25 protein-coding genes and 1 pseudogene are annotated in these 26,043 nt (G+C 41.5%); 14 read left to right on the forward strand and 12 right to left on the reverse strand.

The window, feature by feature from the left end; translation table 11 throughout:
• Positions 1–11 precede the first annotated feature (11 nt).
• Genes BMW65_RS04790 through BMW65_RS04800 form a run of 3 tightly spaced genes read right to left on the reverse strand, consistent with a single transcriptional unit; the run spans position 12 to position 3,165 of the window.
• Complete coding sequence (locus tag BMW65_RS04790; protein ID WP_090603240.1) at positions 12–2,519, reverse strand: TraG family conjugative transposon ATPase; 2,508 nt, start codon at positions 2,517–2,519, stop codon at positions 12–14.
• A complete protein-coding gene (locus BMW65_RS04795; protein ID WP_090603242.1) occupies positions 2,516–2,848 on the reverse strand; it encodes a DUF4133 domain-containing protein in 333 nt (110 codons plus the stop codon). The genes BMW65_RS04790 and BMW65_RS04795 overlap by 4 nt, the downstream gene beginning before the upstream one ends.
• Positions 2,849–2,859: 11 nt before the next feature.
• The gene (locus BMW65_RS04800; protein ID WP_045756338.1) at positions 2,860–3,165 is read right to left on the reverse strand and encodes a DUF4134 domain-containing protein; all 306 of its coding nucleotides are present in this window, start codon (positions 3,163–3,165) and stop codon (positions 2,860–2,862) included.
• A 286-nt stretch (positions 3,166–3,451) separates the two neighbouring features.
• Between BMW65_RS04800 and BMW65_RS04805 the strand changes: the two genes are divergently transcribed.
• Complete coding sequence (locus BMW65_RS04805) at positions 3,452–6,610, forward strand: SIR2 family protein (RefSeq protein ID WP_090603244.1); 3,159 nt, start codon at positions 3,452–3,454, stop codon at positions 6,608–6,610.
• Positions 6,611–6,645: 35 nt separating this feature from the next.
• On the opposite strand, the gene BMW65_RS04810 is transcribed toward BMW65_RS04805, so the two are convergent.
• The 5 genes from BMW65_RS04810 to BMW65_RS23830 form a co-directional block, all read right to left on the reverse strand.
• Positions 6,646–7,284 carry a conjugal transfer protein TraD gene (locus tag BMW65_RS04810; protein ID WP_090603246.1) on the reverse strand — a complete coding sequence of 213 codons (639 nt, stop codon included), beginning with the start codon at positions 7,282–7,284 and terminating at the stop codon, positions 6,646–6,648.
• Between the two features lie 2 nt (positions 7,285–7,286).
• Positions 7,287–7,562: a DUF3408 domain-containing protein gene (locus BMW65_RS04815; RefSeq protein ID WP_045756031.1), complete on the reverse strand. Its 276-nt coding sequence runs from the start codon at positions 7,560–7,562 to the stop codon at positions 7,287–7,289.
• An 11-nt stretch (positions 7,563–7,573) separates the two neighbouring features.
• The gene (locus BMW65_RS04820; protein ID WP_090603248.1) at positions 7,574–8,008 is read right to left on the reverse strand and encodes a DUF3408 domain-containing protein; all 435 of its coding nucleotides are present in this window, start codon (positions 8,006–8,008) and stop codon (positions 7,574–7,576) included.
• A gap of 5 nt (positions 8,009–8,013) precedes the next feature.
• Positions 8,014–8,781 carry a ParA family protein gene (locus BMW65_RS04825; RefSeq protein ID WP_090603249.1) on the reverse strand — a complete coding sequence of 256 codons (768 nt, stop codon included), beginning with the start codon at positions 8,779–8,781 and terminating at the stop codon, positions 8,014–8,016.
• Positions 8,782–8,937: 156 nt separating this feature from the next.
• Positions 8,938–9,180 (reverse strand): hypothetical protein, encoded by a 243-nt coding sequence (locus tag BMW65_RS23830; RefSeq protein WP_143053806.1) that lies wholly within the window; start codon positions 9,178–9,180, stop codon positions 8,938–8,940.
• Between the two features lie 86 nt (positions 9,181–9,266).
• On the opposite strand from BMW65_RS23830, the gene BMW65_RS23835 reads away from it, so the two are divergent.
• The 13 genes and pseudogenes from BMW65_RS23835 (at position 9,267) to BMW65_RS04880 (ending at position 20,396) form a co-directional block, all read left to right on the forward strand.
• On the forward strand, positions 9,267–9,488 hold the full coding sequence (locus BMW65_RS23835) for a hypothetical protein (RefSeq protein WP_143053807.1): 222 nt from the start codon (positions 9,267–9,269) through the stop codon (positions 9,486–9,488).
• 44 nt (positions 9,489–9,532) lie between these two features.
• The gene (mobA, locus tag BMW65_RS04830) at positions 9,533–9,970 is read left to right on the forward strand and encodes a conjugal transfer protein MobA (protein WP_090604231.1); all 438 of its coding nucleotides are present in this window, start codon (positions 9,533–9,535) and stop codon (positions 9,968–9,970) included.
• 1 nt (position 9,971) lies between these two features.
• On the forward strand, positions 9,972–11,258 hold the full coding sequence (gene mobB / locus BMW65_RS04835) for a conjugal transfer protein MobB (RefSeq protein WP_090603251.1): 1,287 nt from the start codon (positions 9,972–9,974) through the stop codon (positions 11,256–11,258).
• A 151-nt stretch (positions 11,259–11,409) separates the two neighbouring features.
• Positions 11,410–13,407, forward strand: a complete 1,998-nt coding sequence (gene mobC / locus BMW65_RS04840; protein WP_090603253.1) for a conjugal transfer protein MobC — start codon at positions 11,410–11,412, stop codon at positions 13,405–13,407.
• A gap of 76 nt (positions 13,408–13,483) precedes the next feature.
• A complete protein-coding gene (locus BMW65_RS04845; RefSeq protein ID WP_143053808.1) occupies positions 13,484–13,792 on the forward strand; it encodes an ArsR/SmtB family transcription factor in 309 nt (102 codons plus the stop codon).
• A 223-nt stretch (positions 13,793–14,015) separates the two neighbouring features.
• Entirely contained in the window at positions 14,016–14,591 is a 576-nt protein-coding gene (locus tag BMW65_RS04850) for a Crp/Fnr family transcriptional regulator (RefSeq protein WP_090603254.1), read from the forward strand.
• Positions 14,592–14,659: 68 nt separating this feature from the next.
• Positions 14,660–15,112: a carboxymuconolactone decarboxylase family protein gene (locus tag BMW65_RS04855; RefSeq protein ID WP_090603256.1), complete on the forward strand. Its 453-nt coding sequence runs from the start codon at positions 14,660–14,662 to the stop codon at positions 15,110–15,112.
• A 299-nt stretch (positions 15,113–15,411) separates the two neighbouring features.
• Positions 15,412–16,239 carry an RteC domain-containing protein gene (locus BMW65_RS04860; RefSeq protein ID WP_090604232.1) on the forward strand — a complete coding sequence of 276 codons (828 nt, stop codon included), beginning with the start codon at positions 15,412–15,414 and terminating at the stop codon, positions 16,237–16,239.
• 11 nt (positions 16,240–16,250) lie between these two features.
• Positions 16,251–16,442 (forward strand): annotated as a pseudogene (locus BMW65_RS24820) (hypothetical protein); the annotation flags it as partial.
• Between the two features lie 110 nt (positions 16,443–16,552).
• A complete protein-coding gene (locus BMW65_RS04865) occupies positions 16,553–17,122 on the forward strand; it encodes a Crp/Fnr family transcriptional regulator (RefSeq protein WP_079718344.1) in 570 nt (189 codons plus the stop codon).
• An 80-nt stretch (positions 17,123–17,202) separates the two neighbouring features.
• Positions 17,203–18,174: an aldo/keto reductase gene (locus BMW65_RS04870; RefSeq protein ID WP_013407623.1), complete on the forward strand. Its 972-nt coding sequence runs from the start codon at positions 17,203–17,205 to the stop codon at positions 18,172–18,174.
• A 9-nt stretch (positions 18,175–18,183) separates the two neighbouring features.
• Positions 18,184–19,431 carry a metallophosphoesterase gene (locus BMW65_RS04875; RefSeq protein ID WP_079718345.1) on the forward strand — a complete coding sequence of 416 codons (1,248 nt, stop codon included), beginning with the start codon at positions 18,184–18,186 and terminating at the stop codon, positions 19,429–19,431.
• Between the two features lie 137 nt (positions 19,432–19,568).
• On the forward strand, positions 19,569–20,396 hold the full coding sequence (locus BMW65_RS04880; protein WP_090603258.1) for an RteC domain-containing protein: 828 nt from the start codon (positions 19,569–19,571) through the stop codon (positions 20,394–20,396).
• A 160-nt stretch (positions 20,397–20,556) separates the two neighbouring features.
• Here BMW65_RS04880 and BMW65_RS04885 read toward each other — a convergent pair whose 3' ends face one another.
• From BMW65_RS04885 to BMW65_RS04905, 4 genes are all read right to left on the reverse strand, one after another.
• Entirely contained in the window at positions 20,557–22,641 is a 2,085-nt protein-coding gene (locus BMW65_RS04885) for a type IA DNA topoisomerase (protein WP_090603259.1), read from the reverse strand.
• Between the two features lie 104 nt (positions 22,642–22,745).
• Positions 22,746–24,188 (reverse strand): DUF3945 domain-containing protein, encoded by a 1,443-nt coding sequence (locus BMW65_RS04890; RefSeq protein WP_090603261.1) that lies wholly within the window; start codon positions 24,186–24,188, stop codon positions 22,746–22,748.
• A gap of 87 nt (positions 24,189–24,275) precedes the next feature.
• Positions 24,276–24,584, reverse strand: a complete 309-nt coding sequence (locus BMW65_RS04895) for a helix-turn-helix domain-containing protein (RefSeq protein ID WP_090603262.1) — start codon at positions 24,582–24,584, stop codon at positions 24,276–24,278.
• Between the two features lie 263 nt (positions 24,585–24,847).
• Complete coding sequence (locus BMW65_RS04905; protein WP_449406341.1) at positions 24,848–25,573, reverse strand: RteC domain-containing protein; 726 nt, start codon at positions 25,571–25,573, stop codon at positions 24,848–24,850.
• Positions 25,574–26,043 lie beyond the last annotated feature (470 nt).

Here is a 26,043-nt window from a genome sequence, read left to right on the forward strand (position 1 = left end):
TTTTTAAATGATTAATAACTATTTCCTTTTTCCCGTCTCTGCCCGGCAATGCGTTTTATCGCCAGTTCCACATTACCGTCCAGTTCGGATGCCAGTTGCATGACTTCCATTTTTTCGGTTTCCTCGGTGGTGTAGGCGAGGTATTCTTCGAGCGAAACCTCTGTGGCATACACGGCGGAGTGCGTACCGCCAAGCCCAATCCATACCTCTTTGTAAAGCCTTGACGGGTCATTGTTCTGATTGATGGAAAGGATTTGGGATTTTTCCTTTTCTGTAAGCCCCAACATTTCCTGTATCGCATCGAATTTGTTCATGTACTTGCGTTGGTCAAGCAGGATTTTACAGTCGGAATTGTTGATGATACTTTCCTTGACCACGGGTGACTGGATGATGTCGTCCACTTCCTGCGTGACCACGATGGCTTCACCAAAAAATTTGCGGACGGTCTTAAAAAGGTACTTGATATACTCCGCCATTCCCTCTTTTGCGATGGCTTTCCACGCTTCCTCAATCAGTATCAGTTTACGCACACCTTTGAGCCTGCGCATCTTATTGATGAAGACTTCCATAATGATGATGGTCACTATGGGAAAGAGGATTTTGTGGTCTTTAATCGCATCAATTTCAAACACGATAAAGCGTTTGGAAAGCAGGTCAAGTTGCTTGTCTGAATTGAGCAGGTAATCGTACTCACCCCCACGGTAGTAAGGCTCTAATACATTCAGGAAACCTGCAACGTCAAAGTCTTTTTCCCTTACCTGTTTTTCTTCCAGTATCTTTTTGTAGTCACCTTTCACGTACTCGTAAAATCCATTGAAAGATGGATATTCACCGCTTTGCTTGATACGGTCGATATAACCGCTCACGGCGTTGGACAACGCCACTTCCTCCGAACGGGTCGGCGGTTCGTCATCACGCTTCCATAAGGTCAGTATCAAAGTCTTGATACTTTCCCTTTTCTCGATGTCGAAAACACCATCGCCCGTGTAGAAAGGATTGAACGCAATCGGGTTGTCTTCTGTGTAAGTGAAGTAAACCCCGTCCTCACCTTTGGTCTTGCCCTTAATCAACTCGCACAATCCTTGATAGGAATTTCCGGTATCTACGAGCAGGACGTGTGCGCCCTGTTCGTAGTATTGCCGTACCATGTGATTGGTGAAAAAAGACTTACCCGAACCTGACGGACCAAGTATGAACTTGTTCCGATTCGTGATAATGCCTTTTTTCATAGGCAGGTCGGAAATGTCCAAATGGATAGGCTTGCCCGTGAGCCTGTCCGCCATCTTGATACCGAAAGGCGATGGCGAACTTTGGTAATTGGTTTCCTCGGTGAAGAAGCACAGTGCAGGTTCGATGAACGTATAGAAACTTTCCTCTGCCGGAAAGTCGCCTGCATTGCCTGCCATGCCTGCCCAATACAGCGTAGCGACATCCACCGTGTTATGCCTCGGTCTGCATTCCATCAATGCCAATGCACTGCCCGTATCGTTCTTTAGCTGTTTTAGCTCGTTCGGGTCATCCGACCACGCCATCACATTGAAGTGCGCACGGATGGAGGATAGCCCGAAGCTGTGCGCTTCGTTCAGATACCTTTCAATCCACTCTTTATTAATCTGGTTGGCACGGCTGTACCTTGCCAGTGAGTGCATATTACGGGCTGACTTTTCAAACTTGCGCAGGTTCTCATCGCTGTTATCCAAAAACAGGTACTGGTTATAGATATGGTTACAGCTAAGGAGCAAGCCCACGGGAGAGGCAAAGGACAATAGGCAATCGCTCCTGTCCGTGGACAGCTTTTCATACCTCGTATTTGCCGATACCGTGCCCGGCAAATCGTCCGTATCGGACAGGGTGTGCAGGCACAGCCTTTTGTTGCCGATACGCACATCCTCACTTCCCAAAGCTATATCCTGCATAGGTGTTCCGGCTTTCCTCGACAGGGTAAGGTACTGTTCGAGCAATCCCTGTGTGTCGTCTGTTCCGATGATGTCATCCTCGGTCAAGCGTTCCAGTTTCACAAAACCGCTATCATTGATAATCCGCTCAAACTGTGCAACCGTCTCCATGAAACGGCGGACGGTTTCTTTATCCCTAATTTCTTTCGGGATAAGCACACCTCTGCAAAGCGAACTAAAGTTGCTCTGCATCCGCATCCGCTCTTTGGTCGTCTTGGTCAAAAAGAGATAGCAGTAATGGTTTAAAAAAGGACGTTCGTTGAAATGTTGCTGATAGGATTTCGCAAGGAAACTTTGGTCTTCCCGTGCAATATCCGGTGCATAACTTTCCTTGATGTACCAGTCCTGTTTATGGACAATGGTATAGTCCGGCAAGGTCTTGATAGCCTTGTGCCAAGCCGAATGAATAGCATCGTACTCTGCCGATGCTACCGTGAACAGTTCCGGCAGGTGTACCCGAAAGCAAGCTGTGATGTCCGCATCTTTTGAAATGATACAGTTGTGTTCCACAGCCAGTAATGGAAACTTGCTTTCCAACGTTGTGGCTTTTCCTGTATTTCTCATAAATGACTGGATTTAGAAGTGAATTTTAAATAGCGGTGTACGGCTCTGCGACAGATGATGTATTTCGGATGCCTTTTCTTTGCCCCGACTTTCATCAATCCGTATTCGCCGTATTTGCCGTTCAATGCGAATGTTTGCCAAACGATGAGCGATGCACCGCCTGCCCCGACAAGCAGGCACACGTAGGAGTTTACACCTGCCATGTACATGACCATGACGAGGATAAGCACGCCGAGCAGACCACCTGCGAAGATGAACAGGTACTGTGCTTTCAGTCCTTTGAACTCGACCGTCCTGCCGATACCTTTATTGATATTGTAATTGCTCATAATACGCCAGCTTAAAGGAAGAATGAGCGGAGAATGGTCGCCGCTACGATGAGGAAGATACAAGCCCCAAACCACGACGCCGCAGTCTTGCTTGTATCGGGGTCACCGCTACTAAATTTATTGTACACCTTTACGCCACCGATTAACCCGACCACAGCCCCAATCGCATAAATTAATTGGGTCGCAGGGTCGAAATAGGATGTCACCATCTGCGTGGCTTCAGTGATACCTGCCGAGCCGTTGCCCTGTGCAAACACACCGAATGCCGACAGGAACGCAACGCCTGTCAGCAACACTTTTTTGCTTTGTTTTACCATGATTTAACTGAATTAAATTGTTACTACTTGCCCACCTCGTGTGGGCTTTCGCAACAAAAGTCTTATGGAAATCGAAGCGTTATGGGAAAGTGGAATTCAGCGGAATTAGTTGGCAGTGAGTGGCGATTAGACACTCAAAAATTAGTATTTTAGCAAATAATTGAATCAAGCAAAACTTTTAAGTGTTTCAAAACTGATTTGAACTTTACTTATTGTTAATCGCTCATTTTTCATGGTAGAAATTATAGGACTTTTATGTTCCTGAATAACTTGGAATTATTACTTTATGACGGAAAATATACAACTTGAATATGATGCCTTTTTAAGGTCATTTAAAAGAAATGTGGATGTTCCACATTCATTTTTATTAGGTGCAGGAGCTTCAATTAGTTCTGGAATTCAATCTGCATACGATTGTATTTGGGAATGGAAGAAGGATATCTATCTTTCGAAAAATATAAATTCCGCAGAGTTTTATAAAAACTACAAAAATGAATCTGTCCGAAAGAGCATTCAAAACTGGTTAGACAATCAAGGAGAATATCCTCCTATAGATTCTCCTAATGAATATTCTTTTTATGCCGAAAAAGCTTATCCTATTGCCGATGATAGACGGAAATATTTTTTCAGTCTCATTGAAAATAAAGAACCCTATATCGGATATAAATTACTTTGCACGTTAGCTGAACATAACATTGTCAAATCCGTTTGGACGACAAATTTTGATGGGTTAATTGTTCGTTCAGCACATCAGAATAAACTGACACCAATAGAGGTAACATTAGATAACGCTGATAGAATTTATAGAAATCAAAGTAGTAAAGAGTTGCTAACTATCGCCTTACATGGTGATTACAAATTCTCTACTCTGAAGAATACGGAAAAGGAGTTAGACAATCAAAATGATACTTTTATAGAGCATTTTTCTAATTATCACATTGATAAAAATCTAATAGTGTTAGGCTATAGTGGCAGAGATAAGTCTCTTATGGACGCAATTTTTATGGCGTTCTCCAAAAAAGGCTCTGGTAGATTATATTGGTGTGGATTTGGTGACCAAATAAATAAAGAAGTATCTGATTTGATTTCAAAAATCAGGAAGTCGGGACGAGAAGCATATTACATATCAACTGATGGTTTCGATAAGACCTTAATACATTTATCAAAATCGGCATTTGAGGGAAATTCTGAAATTGAGCAACAAATCCAAAAAGCTCTGGAGTCCTCAAAAGATGAAGAATATTTTAAAACAGAGTTTAGCCTAAATATTAAGAAAACGGATAAATACATAAAAAGCAACCTTCATGCTGTTACATTTCCAAAAGAAGTTTTTCAGTTTGAGATAGATTATAAAGATGAAAGACCGTGGAGTTTTTTAAAGGAAATAACAAAGGAAACAAGTATATGTGCAGTACCTTTTAAAGGTAAGGTCTATGCTATCGGAACGTTAACAGACATAGATAAAGTTTTCAAAGCACACCTAAAAACGGAAATAAAAAGAGAGCCTATTTCAAAATATGATGTAGAAAATGTTTCTGCCTTTCAGTCTTTAATGTTAAAAGCAGTCTTGAAATATATTGTCAACAAGTATGAAATAGACACGAATTTCAAGGGTAAAATTTGGTTAAAATCTATCGTTGGTAAATACGATGAGATTAACATACACAAGGCATTGTTTCTTTCGTTTTACTTCGATAAAAACAGCAAATTTGCATATTTATCTTTCGTTCCTGCCGTTCATCTTACTTCTAATAACGAGATTTCAAAACAGCATAAACAATCGATAAGTAAAGGGCAATTAGAAAAATTATACAACAATAAATATGATGAATTATTGAGTTTTTGGAATGGAATTATATTTCCAGAAAGGAATTTAAAATTCGAATATCCCGAAAAGTCGGGAACTGGATTTGAGTTTCAAATATCTTCCAATACTGCATTTGGTGAAATTAATGTTTTAGACCCAAATTTTCGGACATATAATCCGAATAATTATAACAAAAGGCAAACCCAATTTAGAGGTGTTCAGTTTTTAGAACCACAGTTGATGTTCCGAAATGTTGCATCAGATATCGAATTCAAAGATTATCACCCGATGAGAGGTTTAGTCAATAATAGGCCTTTTGATGTCAATTTAAATGGATTAGTCTATTCGACGGAGGTAAATCTCACCGTCATATGCGGTAGAAATTATGCTGACAAACTATTTGATTTCCTTTCAGAATTAAATTCAAAGCATGCGCCAGAAAACAACAATTCTGACTATTTAATCGAATATCCTGGTTTTTTATCTACATACAATTTACCCATAAATATACCGAATGCTGATAATAGCGAAAAATGGGTAGATATTAATTTTAAAGCGGATAGTGTGGAGGAAAATCATACAAATGCTTTGAAATTAGCAAGATTGATAACATCGAGAATAGAACAATTAGCGAATACTCAAAGTGTGGGACCTGTCGTGATATTTATTCCCAATGAATGGCAACCATTTGAGAATTACACTAATCAAGGTGAAACTTTTGACTTACATGATTACGTCAAGGCATTTTCTGCTTCCAAAGGCGTTACTACACAATTAATAAGAGAGGAGACATTAGATGATAAATTGAAGTGTCAAATTTATTGGTGGCTTTCACTATCCTTTTACGTTAAATCACTTAGAACACCTTGGCTGTTATATGGTCAAGAGAAAAACACAGCTTATGCAGGAATTGGGTATAGTATTTCACATAGGGGAGATAAATCTGAAATTGTTATCGGTTGTAGTCATATTTACGATTCTAATGGTCAAGGGTTAAAATATAGGCTTTCAAAAATTGATAATTATTTTTTAGATAATCAAAATAACCCTTATCTGTCTTTTAAGGAAGCTTTTCAATTTGGGGTATCAATCCATGAACTATTTTATCAGTCGATGGACAAAGTACCTGAAAGAGTGGTGATACACAAAAGAACCAAGTTTACGGAGGATGAAATTAACGGTATAAAAGCAAGTCTTAATAAAGCTGGAATAAAAAAGATTGACCTTATAGAAATAAACTACGAAGCAGATGCACGGTTCTTAGCAATGAGTGTGTATCAGAATAATTTACAAATTGACAAATTCCCAATCTCAAGAGGTACTTGCATTGTAACAAATAAACATACAGCTCTGTTATGGACACATGGTATAGTACCTTCTGTACGACAACCTAACTATAAATTTTATTTAGGGGGTCGGAGTATCCCTGCACCGATAAAAATAATTAAGCATTATGGTGAATCGAATATAGATATTATTGCGAGAGAAATATTAGGATTAACTAAGATGAATTGGAACTCTCTTGATTTATATTCTAAACTTCCTGCGACAATTGATTCATCAAATCAGATTGCTCGAATTGGTAAACTGCTTTCAAGATTTGAGGGAAAATCGTATGATTATAGACTTTTTATATAACTTCTTAATCAAGACCAAATAATAAGGGAGCTTGCTCACACAAACTCCCCAATGTCGAAATCCTCTAAATCACTTTTCCGCAAATCGGGAGAACTGAAATCCGTTCCGGCGGAGAGGCTCTTGTCCAACAACTCTGCAATCTTCCGTGAAGCCCCATCCATTGAGTTTTCGAGCAGACTTAACAATTCAGTTCCCTGTAATCGCTGAACTATATCCACCGCTTTCTGTTGCTGGGCAGGTTCAAGTGTATCTTGCTCCAACCATGCCCCCACGGTCGTCAGTTCATCAAAGGTAACCCCTGTGGCAAACTCATTGTCGCTGTCCTCAAACCCGTATTCATCCCATTCGTCTGCCTCATTTTCAAAATCGGACATATTCCCGAAATCTTCATCCGGCTCTCCCTCAATCTGCGGATTTTCCAATCCAACACCTATCCCGTAGGTTTCTGTACCAAAATTATCCGCTATCCAGTCACGTTCGCCCGATTGTCTCTTTGTGGCATTCGGTGGCAAGGTGTGGCGTTCCACAGGCTTCGGAAGCCCCATAATATCCGGCAGGTCTGAACTTTTCTTTTCCGGCTTTATTTTCCTGTGGACGTTCTTATGGATGACCACCTTATCTTTCAGCAAAAGGATGATGACGATAATAAGGCATATTACAATCAATGTTTCCATAGCTATAATATTGGCTTTTGCTTGTCGGCGTAGATAATCTTTATTTCGTCTCCGAACTCCTCAAAGTGGTGTTTCAGTACACTGTGCAGGTAATCGGTAAGCGTAATTTCTCCCTCTCCGAGCAGAAAGACAATACGGGATAATTTCTTATGAAAATCGGGGCTTATATAGACCGATTTTCCGCACCTTGCCACGACCCCTGTCGGTCTTAAAAATGCCGATTTGTAATGCGCTTTGCGCAATACCTTTTCCGGTTGTTTTTGCTGTGTCTTGTTCATAATCGAATACTTTAAAAAATGGGTTTAAACTTATTGTTGAAATCATCGGTGATGGCTTTCTCGAACTGTTCAAAATGATGTTCGAGAATATTGTCCAAATAGGCATATAGGGGTATCTTATCTTCCCCTATAACCTGCACGATACGGGAAAGCCGTTCGTGGTATTCCTGCCGGATGTAGATGCTCTTATCACCACGGCGTGTCATGGTATGGCTGTTGAGGAAACGCTCGCCATAGCCCGTATCGGAAGCCCTCTTTTGTCGGGTACGTTCTTTGGCTACGGGCTTTTCCGTTGGCTTTTCCGTTGGCATTTCCTTTGTCGGCTCTGCGTTCGGCTCTTGCGGTGCTACCGCCTGTTGGGGCTTCTTTGTTTCGCCCGCCATGATGGACATGAGATATGCCTCGTCAATCGGAGCATTCGGCTTTTTCTTGTTTTCATTCTCCATAGCGGTTACAGTTTGACGGTTCTTAGAAATTCACTGATGAACAAGTCCAAGCCGGAGGCTTTCATCAATCTTTTGTCGGGGGGCAATAGTGTGGAGCGGAAGACGGTCTTTGCCGTTGCCTCGCTTTCCTTGCGGAAGCGTTTGCTATCGGCAATGCGTGTTTCCATTGCTTGCAGTCCGACCTCGTTAATGACATTGCCGTAGATTTCGTACAGTTGCGATTTTTCCCTGCCATCGACCATGTTCCAAAACAGCCGTATGGTTTCGATGGAGGTCTGCCCGTGTTTCATAAGGACATTGGTCAGCACATCGGTAAAGCTCAATGTGCTTTCCATGACCACACGGTCTGCCGTAATGGGCGAAAAGATGTGGTGCATTCCTGCCAGTGTGTTCAGCAAGCCCGAAGTGTTCACCGTTCCGGTCAAATCAAAGAAAACCACATCCACGGGAATGGTCGAGGACTGTATGAATGCTTCCGCATCCGTTAGGGCATTGTCAGCCTTGCTTTGCAGTACCGGATAGGCTTTCTTGTTGATGGTGGAAAATTGGCGGTGTGCCAGTTTTTTCAGCACCTCGTTCTGCATGACCGCTTTCAAATCCCGTTCCCTCATTTGGCAGATGCTGTGCTGTGGATAGTCACAGTCAAAGACGGCTACATTATAACCCATTTGGTAATGGAGTATGCTTGCCGTAACCGTTGTAAACGTACTTTTTCCAACGCCCCCTTTTTGGCTTGAAAAAGCAATGAATTTTGTCCTGTTTGTTGCTTCCATTTCTATTCTATTTTTAAGTTTCTGTTTCCGTGGACTACCTGCCGTCCTGCATGGAGCAGGGCTTTCATCCCTGCACACTGTCCGTCAGTCTTGATACAATTCCGTCTGTCGGACTTGCCCTCATTCGTTCAGTCAGCCATGCCGTCATTCCGGCTTTCATACAGGCAAGACCGATGGCTTGCCTATCGTCCTGCCTGTTGGAACGGCTACTGGATAGTTTTCATGCCGTCCGGTATTCGTGCCTGCCGAGCGGAACGCCGTCATGTGTTCCGGCATTCCTGCGCTCCGTCTTTCACAACTGCCATCGGGAGCGGATGCCTGCAAACAGGCTTGCGTGACTGATAGCGCAAAGAAGCAGGTTATTCCGTTCCATTGATTTAAAGCGGTAATCCACGGCATTTTTTGGCAATGTTTGGTCGTGGCGGATAGGTCAATGCTTTGAAAAAGCTACCCTTACTTTGTAAGGGCTTAAATGCAAAGGGTGAATGGAAAAATCATTGGAGAATGGAAGTTATGGGCGGAACGGCGCAAAGCCGTTTTTTTCCGCTTTACCCAATCCGCATCCGCCGATAGGCGGACGGATTTTCTGTTCACCCGAACAGAGCAAGTTATGTTTTGAGATGCTCGAAATAAATTCCGCACCTCAAAACCACTTGCCCTTGCAGGGGGCTGAAAACCGCTCCGAAGTCGCAGTTTATAGTAATTAACTAAAGTTGAGCTCGCTGAAGCTCGGTTATTAATGGATTTAGATATGGAAGACAACAGAAGAAACCGAACAAACAAAGTTGGTCGCAAGCCTAAGAAAGACCCTGCCATCCACCGTTATTCGATTAGTCTCAACGACATGGAAAATGCACAGTTCCTTACGTTGTTCGAGCAATCGGGAATGAAAGTAATGGCGCATTTTATTACAGCCTGTATCTTTCAGAAGCCAGTCAAAACCGTAAAAATTGACATGGATGCAGTCGATTTTCATACGAGGCTCACCAATTTTTACAGCCAGTTCAGAGCGGTTGGCGTGAATTACAACCAAATCGTGAAGATACTTTACCGCAATTTCTCGGAGAAAAAGGCATCGGCTTATCTCTTTAAACTGGAAAAGCAGACGGCAGAAATGGCGGACTTATGCCGGAAAGTGATTGAACTAACACAGGAATTTGAAAAAGAACACCTGCAAAAACACAGATAAGATGATAGCAAAGATTGGAAAGGGTGAGAATTTGTACGGTGCTATTTCCTATAACCAAAAGAAGATTGACAGCGAAAACGGACAGGTTCTGTTGTTGAACAGAATGCCCGAAACGTTGGATAATACCTATTCGACCGCTTACCTGCACCAGTGTTTTGAGCCGTATCTGTCCGCAAATATCAAAACAGAAAAGCCAGTGCGCCACATATCGCTGAACCCTGATCCTGCGGACAGGGTCAGCGATGGGCAGTTCGTAAAAATGGCGCAGGAGTACATGGAGGGTATGGGTTATGGCAACCAACCTTATATCGTTTTTAAGCATACCGATATTGAACGCACCCATATCCATATCGTAACGATCTGTGTGGGTTTGGACGGCAAGAAGCTACCGGACAGTTACGACCATCCACGTTCGATGGCAATCTGTCGGGATTTGGAACAAACGTACAATCTTATACCTGCCACGGAAAAACAGCGCACCGGAAACGAGCAGGTATTCCGTCCGGTGGATTACAGAGCCGGAGACGTTAAGAGCCAAATCGCTTCGGTGGTGCGACACCTGCCGAAGTATTACGGGTACGCAAGCCTCGGAGCATACAACGCCTTGCTTTCACTTTTCAATATTACGGCAGAGGAAGTCAAAGGGGAATTGCACGGACAGCCTAAAAACGGGCTTGTCTATTTTGCATTGAACGAACAGGGAGAAAAAGCGAGCAATCCATTTAAAGCATCCCTTTTTGGCAAACAGGCAGGACTGGACGAACTGCAAAACCAATTTGCAAAGGCTAAGCAGAAAATGAAAGCCGACCCTGTAAGAGCCGTACTCAAAAGCACCATTGAAGTGGCGATGGACACCGCCACTAATGAAGCCGATTTTAAAAAGCAACTGTTGGAGCAGGGCATCAATGCCGTGGTACGGCGAAACGATGAGGGGCGTATATATGGTATGACTTTTATCGACCATGAAAGCCGTACCGTTTGGAACGGTTCAGCTTTGGGCAAAAACCTATCGGCTAATGTCTTTAATGATTGGTGGAACGGGCAGGCGGTCGGGCAACGCCAAGAAGCTGAAAAAGCAACCTCACAAAATCCGCCATCGACCGCAGAGAAAGAGGAAGCCCATGCACTTTTTAACTTCCTTAATAAAGAACAGCAGACCAATGATTTGTTGATAGACGGATTGGGAGGGCTATTGCCGGAAGCACAGGGCGAAGACTACGAGGAACAGGCATTTGCCAACCGCATGAAGAAAAAGAAGAAACACAGAAAACGGGGAAGACAACAATAGCTTTTTTGACCATCAATGACCAGGATTAACATCTTGGTCATCGTGGTTTTTAAATACTGTCAAACAAAGCCACCAAAAGCCATCCTAAACCGCTTTGGATATGCCCTTTTAAATACCCTCTAAATTTCCTGCATCACTAAAATTTTTTGTTATGCAGGGAGAAGACGATTTGAGAGGATTAGCCAAAATCATGGCTTTTATGCGTGCGGTAAGTATTCTTTTGATACTGATGCACTTTTATTGGTTCTGTTACGGGTTCTTTGCCGAACGTGGATGGACACTGGAAATTATCGGCAAGATACTGACCAATTTCAACCGTACCGCAGGACTGTTTGCCCACACCCTTTACACCAAGATTTTTGCATTGCTGTTGTTGGCGTTAAGCTGTCTCGGCACTAAAGGTGTAAAGAATGAAAAGATAACATGGACTAAGATTTACACCGCCTTAGTTATCGGCTTTGTGCTGTTCTTTCTGAACACGCCATTGTTAAACCTGTCGGCAGGGGTTGCCACATTCCTTTACATCCTTACAACAAGTCTGGGATATATAGCCTTGCTCATGGCAGGGGTATGGATGAGCCGACTACTCCGCAACAATCTGATGGACGATGTTTTCAATAATGAAAACGAGAGTTTCAAACAGGAAACCCGTCTGATAGAAAATGAATACTCGGTCAATCTTCCTACAAAGTTTTTTTACAAAGGCAAGTGGAACAATGGATGGATTAATATCGTCAACCCTTTTCGAGCCTCGATTGTACTTGGTACTCCCGGTTCGGGAAAATCCTACGCCATCGTAAACAACTACATCAAGCAACACATCGAAAAGGGCTTTGCGATGTATATCTACGACTTCAAGTTTGACGACCTTTCCACGATTGCCTACAACCATTTGCTGAAACATTCCGATAAGTATAAGGTAAAGCCCAAGTTTTATGTTATCAACTTTGACGACCCACGCCGAAGCCACCGATGCAATCCCCTAAGCCCTGCCTTTATGACAGACATTTCCGATGCTTACGAAGCCTCATATACCATCATGCTCAACCTCAACAGGTCGTGGATTTTGAAGCAAGGGGATTTTTTCGTGGAAAGCCCAATTATATTGCTTGCTTCAATCATTTGGTTTCTGAAAATCTATGAAGACGGAAAGTATTGCACGTTTCCCCATGCTATTGAATTGCTGAATAAAAAATATGCAGACGTTTTTACGATACTCACCTCATATCCCGAACTGGAAAACTATCTTTCGGCTTTCATGGATGCGTGGCAGGGCGGAGCGCAAGACCAATTGCAGGGGCAGATAGCATCGGCAAAAATTCCATTGTCACGGATGATTTCGCCACAGCTTTATTGGGTGATGACGGGGGATGATTTTTCACTGGACATCAACAACCCACAAGAGCCGAAAATCCTGTGCGTGGGTAATAATCCCGACCGTCAAAATATCTATTCGTCCGCTTTGGGATTGTACAATTCGAGGATTGTAAAACTCATCAATAAGAAAGGACAGCTTCAAAGTTCCATTGTCATAGATGAGTTGCCCACCATTTATTTTAGGGGTTTGGATTTTATCAGTACGGCACGTTCAAATCGGATTTCGTCACTTTTCGGCATCCAAGACTATTCGCAGTTAACGAGGGATTACGGCGATAAAGAAAGTAAGGTTATACAAAACTTGGTCGGTAATATCTTTAGTGGACAGGTCGTTGGGGAGACAGCAAAATCACTTTCTGAACGCTTTGGAAAGGTCTTGCAGAAACGTCAAAGCATCACCATTAACCGCAATGATAAATCCACGTCTATATCCACCCAATTAGACACGCTTATACCTGCATCTAAAATATCCACCTTGACACAGGGAATGTTCGTTGGGTCTGTTTCAGATAATTTTGATGAGCGTATCGAGCAGAAAATCTTTCATGCTGAAATCGTGGTGGACAACGAAAAGGTTTCTGCCGAAACCAAAGCCTATAAGAAGATACCGCAGATATTATCCTTTGCCGATGAACACGGCAACGATAATATGAAGCAGGTCATCGAAGCCAATTACAGACAGGTCAAAGCGGACGTTGTACATATTGTAGAAAGCGAAATGGAACGTATCAAGAATGACCCGAATTTACAACATTTGGTGCAACAGGAATAAACTTAAAAATAGAAATCTAAAATTTCTTTTTCCCTCTGAATTGTTATAGTAATATTATGATATGTAAAATAGAGCAATGGGACTTACTAAATCAGATATATTTTCAAACGAACAAAATAGATTAGCTTCGTTAATTAAAGTTTTTGGACATCATGCAAGAGTAACGATACTTCAACATATAATCAATCAGAAAGCTTGTATTTGTAGTAATTTAGTAGATGAATTAGGCTTAGCACAGGCAACTATTTCGCAGCACTTAAAAGAATTGAAAAATATAGGTGTCATACAAGGTCCTATTGAAGGAAAATCAGTTCGTTACTGCTTAGATAAAAAGATTTGGAAAACAATAAAGAAAGAATTTGATACTTTTTCAATTAAGATGTAAAAGGAAATCAATGCGATTTAAGGCATTTTTTTTATCACTTTCAATATCGTTATATTGCTATATGTAGCTTAATGAAAGACCAGTTTTACAATCAAATTATAGAGAAATAACAGAACACCAACATAATAAAACGATATGTGATGAAACTATCAAAAATCAAATAAATCTTAACTAACTTTGTTAAAGACCCATCTAATAACAATAAATAATTAATCGATATAAAATGTCTGATATATTTAAAAAACATATAGAAAAATTTCTGAAAATTTCTGATGAAGAATTTAATGAAATCCTGAAGTTCTTTACCATAAGCCAAATAGCCAAAAAAGAAAACCTATTAGAGGAAGGACAGATTTGCAAACATCATTATTTTGTTTTGAAAGGCTTATTGCGAAAATTTTACATCAACGAAAAAGGTGTTGAACAAACCACCGAATTTGCCATAGAAACTTGGTGGATGACCGATAACTTCGCCTACGAACACCAAGTCCCTACGGAATTTTATATTCAGGCTGTAGAAAAATCTATAGTACTTTATATCACTCAAGAGAAGCAGGAAAAGTTATTAGAGAAATTTCCGGTAATGGAACGTTATTTCCGTTTTGTATACCAACGTGCCTATGCAGCGGCACAAAAGCGTTTCAAATTTCTTTTTTCATTTTCGAAAGAAGAATTTTATTTGCAGGCAGTTAAAAATCACCCAGAATTTATCCAGCGTGTCCCCCAATATTTAATCGCTTCATATTTGGGATTCACCCCTGAATATTTAAGCGAAATCCGCAAAAGGCTTCTTTCTTAAACCAGTTTAAGTTTTTTTGCCTCCGTATTTTTCAATTTTGTGTTGTCAAACTTTTAAACAATAATACAATGCAAAAAAGATTTAACATCAAAACAGTAGCTCCCAATGCTCTAAAGGCAATGATTGGTTTAGAAACCTATTTAGCACAGTGTTCTATATCTAAAACAACCAAAGAATTAATAAAAATTCGGGCTTCGCAAATAAACGGATGTGCATTTTGTGTCAATATTCACACTCAAGACGCAGTTAAAAATGGAGAAACCAATCAGCGTATATTTTTACTGAGTGTGTGGAAAGAAACTGAAAATATTTTTACAGACGAGGAAAAAGTAGTGCTGGCTATAACGGAAGAGATAACTTTAATCCATCAAAATGGGTTGTCGGATGAAACCTATGCAAACGCCTTACAATTTTTTAGCGAAACCCAAATTGCAGATATAATAACGGCAATCATTACAATCAATCTCTGGAATAGGGTTATACTTAGCACCCACCTAATGATAGGCGAAACTCTTGCATAAAAGTATTACAAATAAAAATCACAGGTTTAAGAGCCTGTGATTTCCCATTTGGTAAGAGCCTACATTAATACTTCTGTGGTATTGGCGTGTTCAGTATTTTCATATAAAGAATTTTTCTATTAACAGCCTGCATCCCGGTATCCTATAATGAAGAATTTAGACAGCTATGACGTAGTTATTTCAAATTAAACAAATTTGTTGATTACACAAAAAAATGCTAACAGTGCCTAAATAAAACAAATTTAGGCACTGTTAGCATTAAGACTAACCCCAAATATTAGAAATCTCAAATGAAGCGGATGGACAATTTCTATAATGAAACATACCTTAAACTTGAAACTGCAATCCAAGAACTGGAGATTGAAACTGACTGCTCCGTACAACGGATAGAGGCTGTTATACACCTCATTGTTGAAAACCTGTCCGAATTAAAGGAACGTGTTCTAAAAAGAGGGTTTAAGAATACTGACGAAGAAATCCGTTTTTTCAAATATCAGAAACCTGCCATTGTAGCAAAACTCATTTACTACAATGCCATTTACAAAATCGAAACGAAGAAACCCTACGGAGCAAAGCCCATAAGGAAGTACCTCAACAAAGAACTGAAAAAGCTAAAAAGGTTCTTTGACAACAACCTCGATTTTTATAAGTATTATCGTAGCAATAATTCGTTCCTTGACGAAAGTTTTTTTGTTCGTGGCAACCACGATATAAAGCTATGGTTGGACACCTATTATTTCCAGTCTGACCAGTCCTTTTCCACGTCACATGATTACAAGGTCGCCAAGATAATAGCCAACGATTTGATACAGGTTTACATCGAAGACCAGTTGTATAACAAATTCCAAAAAGACAAATCGAAAGCACCGAAAAATCTGAAATGGACAGGTAGCAAAGTGGCATTGATAGAATTGATTTATGCCCTGCATTATCAAAATGTGTTTGACAACGGGAACAACGATATAAGGGAAGTAGCCCAATATTTTGAAAGTGCCTTTGGCATTGATTTGGGCAATTTCTACCAGACCTATTTGGAATTGAGAAACCGGAAGATGAACCGTACTAAATTCCTTGATACACTTCGGGAGGAACTAATACGGAGAATGGATGAGCGGGATGAAAAGTAAATAACTTCATTGCCGAAACCAAAGCCTACAAAAAGATACCAAAGATATTATCCTTTACCAATGAACACGGCAACGACAATATGAAGCAGGTCATTGAAGCCAATTACAGGCAGGTTAAAACGGACGTTATGCAGATTGTCGAAAGCGAAATGGAGCGGATTAAGAACGACCCCGATTTACAGCATTTGATACAGCAGGAGTAAGGGTATAAGAATAAGTGACTAAACGATAGTTACCTTAGGAAACACAGAAATAATATTGCATTTTGTCATTTGGCAAATCGTCATACCAAACCATTTAATAATTTTGTACTATGGAAGAATTTATAAATTACCTGTTGCAGTTCGGTAATTTGAACAAACAGCAGATAGACTTGATTACAAGCAAGGCGACAGAAATAGAACTCAAAAAAGACGAATATTATTGGGAAGCGGGAAAAACAGTTAGACAGGTTGGGTTTCTTACGGACGGTGTTATTCGTGTTTTTTATTACAACAACAAAGGTGAAGAAATTACACGCTATTTTATTGAGGAAAACCATTTGATTTTATCGGGAAACACAGTTGATGAAGTTTTTACGCCTTCCGAATATCTGTCTGCCATTACCGATTGCAAATTGGTTGTTTTTTCAAAACAAAATTGGAAAGACCTTTCCGCAACGATTATTGGTTGGGATAGCATTATTCAAAAAATAATCACTAAACATCACGGCGAAAAAATTGCAAGAAGAAGCGAATTGGTTTCGCAGGACGGAACAGAACGCTACCTTGACTTTATCGAGAAGTTTCCAACATTGGTAAATCGTGTGCCTTTGTCATACATCGCTTCCTATTTGGGCATTACGCAATCATCTTTAAGCAGAATAAGAAAGAATATCCGCTAAAATCACTTTTTGCCAAATGGCAAATGGTTTCATTTTTTATTGAGCCAATTTTGTACTAACAAATTTTAAAATCAAAAAAGATGAACAAAAGAAAATTAGGAAACAGCGGATTGGAAGTATCTGTATTGGGTTTTGGGTGTATGGGATTAAGTTTTCCGAATGCACCTACAAAGGAAGACAGCATAAAGTTAATACGTTCGGCAGTTGAACACGGAGTCACTTTCTTTGACACGGCGCAAGGTTATGGAGAAAACGAACTCTTGGTAGGCGAAGCACTTGAACCATTGCGTAATGAAGTTGTGATTGCTACAAAATTCGGTTTCAAAGACGGGGATGGGAGATTGGGATTAGACAGTAGTCCCGAAAACATAAAAGCCGTTGCCGAAGCGTCTTTGAAAAGGTTGCGGACAGACGTAATTGATTTGTTTTATCAGCACAGGTTCGACCCGAATGTTCCTATTGAAGACGTTGCAGGTGCTGTAAAAGACCTGATAAAAGAGGGAAAAGTAAAACATTTTGGTTTGTGTGAAGTAAATGCAGAAACCATTCGCAAAGCAAACGCCGTTTTGCCTGTAACCGCTTTGCAAAGCGAATACTCAATGTTTTATCGTGAGCCCGAAGATAAAATTATTCCGACATTGGAAGAATTAGGTATTGGTTTTGTGCCTTTTAGTCCATTGGGCAAAGGATTTTTGACAGGAACAATAAACGCAGATGTGGAATTGGATAAAACCGATGCAAGAAATATGTCGCCACGTTTCAGCAAAGAAAATAGGGAAGCCAACCAAGCATTAGTTGATTTGGTTGTTTCCATTGCGAAAGACAAAAACGCTACACCTGCACAAATTGCATTAGGTTGGTTATTGGCTCAAAAACTTTTCATCGTTCCAATTCCGGGAACATCGAAATTACACCGCTTACAAGAAAACATTGGTGCGACAAATGTTTCATTAACCAATGACGAGTTGAGCAAAATAAATGCAGCATTGGCGACAATTAAAATTGTAGGCGAACGCTACCCTGCACAGGTTCAACAAAAATTAGGCAAATAAATATACCGTATGCTTCTTTTCTATGCCATACTTATTGTCGCTTTGGACTTTTATGTTTTCTTCGCATTGCGTGGGTCGAGCATCCCCTTTGCGAAGAAAATATGGTTTGGATGGCTGTGGTGGGGGTATAGCATCATGCTCCTAATCGGGTTATTCACAGCGCTTCGCTCCGATTTTCCGTTTGCTTACCGTTCCGGTATTGTGATTACATTTATCATTACGACCATGTGTAAATTTAGCTATGGACTGGTCTTGGTTACTGACGACATTAGGCGTGGAGGCGTGTGGATTTCCCGTTTTCTCTTTCCAAAAAAAGAAAAAGAAACTCCCTCTCCCCAACTTATCGGAGACAAGCAGAGGCATGTAATCACACGTTCCGATTTTTTGCTCAAGTCGGGATTGGTCGTGGCTTCGTTGCCGTTCTTTGGGCTATCGTGGGGTGTAATTTCGGGTGCATACGATTATAGGATTCGTCGGCAAAAGCTGTACCTGCCTAATCTTCCACAAACCTTTCATGGTATGACCATTGCACAGATTTCGGATGTGCATTCGGGTTCGTTTTACAATAAAAAAGCGGTATCAGGTGGGATAGAGTTATTGATGGGGGAAAAACCGGATATGATTTTTTTTACGGGCGACTTGGTCAATCACCTTGCTTCGGAGATGTGGGACTATCAAGATTTGTTTTCCAAGTTGAAAGCCGATTTAGGGGTATTCTCGGTACTCGGAAACCATGACTATGGCGATTACCATTTCGGTTACGGGGATTCTCCCGAAAAGCACCGAAACCTCAAAAACCTCGTTGGCACACATAAGGTCATGGGATGGGATTTGCTTCGCAACGAGAACCGCAAGGTCAAAGTGGATAACGAAACTATTTCCATCGTGGGAGTAGAAAACTGGGGTACGAGGAACTTTTCGAATAGAGGGAATATTCAAAAGGCATTGCTCGGAACCGAGGAAGAAGCAGTAAAACTACTCCTGTCACACGACCCATCGCATTGGCGTGAACAGGTATTAGATACGGATGTTGATGCAATGTTTGCCGGACATACACATGGAATGCAGTTTGGTGTGCGGAGCGAACACTTCCAATGGAGTCCTGTGCAATACATTTACAAAGAATGGGCAGGGCTTTATTCGGAGGGAAACAAGCAGCTATATGTTAATGCTGGTTTTGGATTTCTTGGATATCCCGGTCGTGTGGGTATACTTCCAGAAATCACCATCTTTGAATTGCAGAAAGGCAGTGTTTAGCTATTCTTTATTAAAAAAATAGCGTGTAGATGATGGGTAGCCCTGTCATCTCTCTAAAATTATAAACGAGGAATTGGATAATGCCTAAACACAACAGATTTAGGCATTTCTAATAAAATAGCAATTAAAATAATTGGATGGATAAATTTTACAATGAAACACTTTCTAAACTGGAAACCTCAATCACCGAAACTGGAATAGATGCTGATTGCTCTGTACAACGAATAGAGGCTGTTATACACGTAATTGTACAATGCTTGTCCGAAGTAAAGGAATATGTCTTGAAAAGAGGGTTTAAGAATGTGAATGAAGAAATCCGTTTTTTCAAATATCAGAAACCTGCTATTTTAGCAAAACTCATTTACTACAACGCCATTTATAAAATCGAGACAAAGAAGCCCTACAGAGCAAAGCCCATAAGGAAATACCTCAAAAAAGAACTGAAAAAGCTAAAGAGGTTCTTTGACAACAACCTCGATTTTTACAAGTACTACCGTAGCAATAACTCGTTCCTTGACGAGAAAATGTTTTTACGGGGCAACCACGATATTAAGCTATGGTTGGACACTTATTATTTCCAGTCTGACCAGTCCTTTTCCACCTCACATGATTACAAGGTCGCCAAGATAATAGCCAATGATTTGATACAGGTTTACATCGAAGACCAGTTGTATAACAAATTCCAAAAAGATAAATCGAAAACCCAAAAGAAGCTGAAATGGACAGGTAGCAAAGTAGCCTTGATAGAACTGATTTATGCCCTGCACTATCAAAATGTATTTGACAACGGGAACAACGATATAAGGGAAGTAGCCCAAATCTTTGAAAGCACATTTGATATTGATTTGGGCAATTTTTATCAGACTTATTTGGAGTTGAGAAACCGGAAGATGAACCGTACCAAATTCCTTGATGCGCTTCGGGAGGAACTTATCAAGAAAATGGACGGGCAGGACGAAAAGTAGGATTTGGGCGTGCCACCGTCTGCATTTTATCCCCATGCCCAGGCTATCGAAAAATGCAGACGGGTCGGGCTATCCGCTGTATCTTTTGCGGATCTGCGAGGACCGCAAAAGGATGTCGCTTCTATCCCTCACGCTGTATGCCGTCCAAAAAACAAAACATTTATTTCCTTTTTGGTTTCCTGTTCTCAAACTCAAAGGAGGTTTCGGCTTTATCGTTCATCACGATATAGGCATTGAATTTATTGCCCGAATTGCTTTTCATGCCTTTGATAAGGTTGGTCTTTCCTTTGGTCACGAGGTTTTCTATATCGGCAACGCTCAACGGCACTCCGCACACGGTACGGAATTGAAGCCAGTTGCAAGCCTCATCGGGGCATTTTACAACCTTGTTCCAAACCAATAGCTGACGGCTCTTGCATTTGGGGCAGGTCAGTTCGGGTTGCTTTTCATGGGCAATGCCCGTGTCCAAAAGTTCCCGTGTAATGAAAGTGGCATAGGTTTCCATATCACGGTGAAAAGCATCTGCATTTGCATCGTTGTTCTCGATTTTCTGCAAAGCCATTTCCCATTCGGCGGTCATGGCTACATCCGCAATCTTTTTGTCCTTAACCGCCCCGTAAACCTGCAATCCCTTATGGGTAGGGATAAGGGATTTCTTTTCACGCCGAATGTAATCCCTCTTAAAAAGCGTTTCTATAATGGAGGCTCTTGTGGCAGGTGTACCGATACCGATGTCTTTTAGGGCTTTCCGTTCGTCCTCGTTGTCAATCTCTTTTCCGGCATTTTCCATTGCGGACAACAGACCTGCCTCGGTATAAAGCACAGGCGGTTTGGTTTTCTTTTCAAGTACGGATGCCACTTTGATTTTCAGCTCATCGCCCACCTTTAATTCCGGCAGTTCCTGCACAGGGTCGCTGTCCTCATCCGTGAATTTTCCCTTGATGCCACGCCAGCCGGCTTCTATGATTTTACACCCTTTCAGTGTAAAATCATAGTGAAAAGCCTGCAATCCGATGTCGGTTATTTCTTTGGTACAGGCAGACGAAAGGGCTTCCAGTAGGCGGTGCGCAATCATATCATAGATAACATTTTCATGCGCTGTTAATTCGGATGGGATTTTCTCGGTAATCAACAGACCGTGGTGGTCTGTTACTTTTACATCGTTCACTATGCGTTTATTGAAACGCCCCCATTTCACTTTTCCGACCGCTTTTTTGCAGGAAGCACGGGCTTCCAAATTCCTTACCAGTGCAGGGATTTCCGACCACATATCTTCGGGAATATATTTACTCCCTGTACGTGGATAGGTGATAAACTTCTTTTCATACAGGCTTTGGGCAATGTTCAATGTTTCCTCGGCAGTATAGGATGCTCTTTTATTGGCTTCTTTCTGCAACCCCGTAAGGTCGAACAGTAAAGGCGGTTGCTCCGTAACTGTTTTGGTTTCCATTGCCGTAACGGTCGCTGTTCCGTTACGCTGAATGGATTTTAGCGTATCGTCAGCAAGTTTCCTGTCATCCCATTTGGTTTTGGAAAGGCTCTTAAAGTCCGTAAATTCTTTGCGGTGTTCCAACTGGATTTGAAAGTATTTCTTGACGGCAAAGTCTTTGTTTTCCAAATACCGCTTGCAGATAAGGGCAAGCGTAGGCGTTTGTACCCTGCCAAGCGAGTAAACGCCACGCCCTGCCGAAATGCTCAACGCCTGCGAGGCATTGATGCCCACAAGCCAATCGGCTTTGCTCCGTCCTTGTCCGGCTCTGTATAGCCCGTCAAAATCGCTTCCGGCTTTTAGGTTGTCAAAACCCTGTTTAATCGCCTTTTCCGTGAGCGAGCTTATCCATAAACGTTCGAAAGGTTTCCGGCACTTTAGGTATTCATAGATATACCTAAAGATGAGTTCCCCCTCACGTCCGGCATCGGTAGCCACGATAATACTATCGCATCTGCCGATGACCTGTTCGATAATATTTAACTGTTTTAATGCCCCGTTATCGGGAACATAGCTTTTGTCCTTTTTAATCTTTCGTACCGTCAGTAAAAAAGGGTTGGGCAATATGGGCAGGGCTTCCCTTTGGAAGCCCGATACCCCGTAATCTTCGGGCATCGCCAGTCCGACCAGATGCCCCAATGCCCACGTAACTTCATAGCCGTTCCCTATTAGGTAGCCATCCCGTTTTTCGGTCGCTCCCAACAGGGTAGCTATTTCCCTCGCCACACTTGGCTTTTCTGCAATGATTGCTTTCATGATACTATCTCTTTTAATGGATTATATGATGGACATTTCTCTTTGAGAACCCCATTCGTATTCTGTGAAAGGGGATTTCCAAAGAAAAATGTTTTTTGATGGTATTATCTTCTTACCCCTCTGGATTTAGCCGGACGGTTGGGGTCATTTTGCCGTTGCTGTTGAGTTTTATTTTTCGGCGTTTGTTGTTCCGGTTTCAGAGGCTCGTTGACGTGTTTGGTCGCTTCGTTGGTTTTTCCGTTGGAGTTTACGGCAACCTGTGTTTTGTGCGCTTCGGCAGGCTGTACCTTATTTTTCAGCGCATTGGGGTTTTTAAAGCTGAAATTATAACCCCCTGTTTCTTTGTTCAGCGTAACGTAGCCTTTATACGGGTTTCCTTTTCCGTCCTTGAAATCCGAAACATAAATCGTCTTGCCCTCGGTGAGTTGCTTGTACTGTTCATCCGAAAACACTTTGTTGCGGAATATTTTCGGGTCGTTTTCCTGTGTCTGTTTGGGGGCTTTATCGCCAAAAAGGTACTCTGGATATTTTTTGTCGGCGTTGAACTGCACATGGGCATTTTTGTTCGTACTGTTCTTAAAATCCAACCCCTCTAAATAAATGGCTTTCCCATCTTTTAAATCCCGTTTTTGGTCTTCGGTCAACTTTACGCCCTTAATCTCATCGGGTACTTTTATCCTGTCCTGCCGGAATGCGATAACCTCGTTCGTTAGGTGGTCAATACTGATAATGGACGGTATCTTTTCTCCTGTCTTGCGGTTGGTCAATTCCACCACACGCCCCATGTTTCCGGTTTTGAGCAGGTTTTCCCTGTCCTCTTTGGTAAACTCGTGACCAAAGAAAGGGGCTTTAAGGTTGGGTTCATGGCGTACACCATACATCATAAGTACAGGTTTTCCGTCTTCACCGTCTTGGAAACCGAGCCTTGCATCCGAGCGCATGATAACCGCACCGAAATTGACACTTGTGGGATATACCTTATTGGTCTTATAGCCCTTTAACAGTAAATCCAATTGCCCGTCTTTTTCAAGCCTCTCTTTGTTTATCCCAAATTGCGCTAAATAATTCCAGTCCACATCTTCCGCCTTATAGCGGTATTCGCTTTTTTCCTGTGCTTGCGGAGCTTCCGGTGTCGCCTGTGGTGCTTCCACATCCTTTTTGGTTTCCTGTTGTTGCTCCTTTGGCTCTTTGACCTCATGCTTTGCCATAACAGCCTCGCCCTCTTTGGTGGGGGCATCGACCTGTTTCTGCATTTCATTAGCGGTTTCGACCGCTTCCTTTGCAGGCACTTTGAAGAATGAAAAATGGGTCGGGTCTTTAAGCTGTCGCCAAAAGTTGGAGAAGAAATTTGTAAATAAATCTCCGGCTCTGTCCACTCGCATAAATTGGCTTTGGTTTTTCTTGGTGGCATCAACGGTTTTCAGATTGCCGTTTTCGTCAACACCCGTGACGGCTTGGATTTTCTTTTTTTCCTTGTCCATCACCAACAGCACATCCGAAAGCTGTTCGGGATATTGCTGTGGATTTTCATTTGTCTGTTCGCTCATGATATTGATTTTTTAAAGTTTACATTGTCCGAAAGTAGGCGAAGCAGGTACGGCATAGCCGTACTCGTCTTTTCGTGGTAGGGTTTGTCATCGGTTTTCTTTTGTGCGCCGTAAGGGGGCTTTAAAACTTTCCCTAATGAACTGGTGTACATCCGATAGTTTGTAGTACAGTTTTCCACTAATGGTGTAATACGGTAGCTTGCCCGTGGAGCGGTATCGTTGTAGGGAGCGGTGGCTGATTTTCAGCATAAGGAGCAGGTCTTGGTTGTCCAGTAATTCCTCGCCGTCTATGCTGTGCCGTTCTTTCTTGATGTTTAGGACGTACTCTTTCAAAATATCGAAACGCTCCATTATACGTTCCATCCATGCGATAAATTCCATTCTGTCGATGTTCATAACAATACTTTTTAATGATTTCTAACACCACAAAATTGGAGCGATTGGCGCAGGCTGTCTTCCGATACGTGTCTATCAAAAAGGCACTTTTTTCATTTTTTTACAATTCATGCAAAGTGCTGTTTTTGGGGGATTTTTGCACTTTTGGTCAATCGGTCGGCATCCAAATCAATGGGTTTGCCGATAGACACATATAGGCAAACGGGCAAAAAAAGACAGCACCGATTGATGCTGTCCTTTTTGATGGAAAGAGAATACAAAAATTATAGGTCGTCTTCCCTGTCCATATATTCCTCTAAGCTGTATTTGAGTTGGTCTAAAAACAACGTCCGTGAGCCTGCACGGGTTTTCATCCGGTGGAAGCTGTTATGGATGTCGTTCAGTGATACACGGAACAGGATTTGGAAAACCATGCTGATTTTGCGGATGCCTATTTTCCCATGTGAAATGGCATCGCAGGCGTAGAGTGCATAAATCAATTCGATAAGGGCATTTTTCGATTGTGTCCAAAAAACATCTTTGGTTTCCTCATGCTGTAGCAGGACATCGGGATTTTGTTCGGGGCTTAGCTTACTAGTTAGGTAATTATAGATTAATTCGTTGGCTATGATTTTCGCCACTTTGTAATCAAAATAGGTTGAAAATTTGGGGTCGATTTCAAATACAAAGCTGTTCAGCCCGTCATGGTAATTGATATTTCCCAACGTGAAATATTCTCCGTCCTTATCGGTTCTACCGGAACGGTGGTACCTGTAAAAAGCCGAATTGCAAACATGCTCTCTGTATTCCTGTGTCAATTCACGAAGCTGTAAGGCATAATAGTTTTGGTTCATGTTGCCGTTATCCACGGGGCAAGCCGTCTCAATCCGGTACACCTTATTGTAATAGATAAGTTTTCCGAGTATGTTCGGCTTTATCTGTTTAAAGAAATGGATTTCCTCGTTCTTGTCGGAAAAGCCCTCGTTATCACATCCTCTTTGACGGCACATAATAATTCTTGGAGGTAAATCGTCATCTTATATGCCTCGTCAATGAAACTGGATGTTTCGGCTGACAGCTTTCTCTCTTGCTTCTGTATTTCAGCCACAATATTGTTCAAAGGATGTCTCATAGCTAAGGGTTTTTAAATTGTACACTATCACTATCTAAACACAAATATTGCTCTTAGCAATGAGTTTGATACAGAATACAGGTCGAAGTAGGGAAAGATTTTTTTGCAGGAAGCATGAAAATTTTCCGAGGAAACGCATTGTCATTTTTTCAATTTGTTTACCTTTGTCGAAATTTGAAGCTGTTTAGGTTTAGGTTGATTTACCTTTTCCACGAATATATCAGATTGGTACGGACTGTCTTTAAGTTGATTTAATCGCCTTAAATCTTCCAAAAAAGAGTTCGAGTTCTGTACCAGCGGGTTCACTTAAGGAGACACCAAGTAATGGTTGTCTCCTTTTTTTATACC

It is taken from the genome of Parapedobacter koreensis, from assembly GCF_900109365.1.
GTDB classification, from domain to species: domain Bacteria; phylum Bacteroidota; class Bacteroidia; order Sphingobacteriales; family Sphingobacteriaceae; genus Parapedobacter; species Parapedobacter koreensis.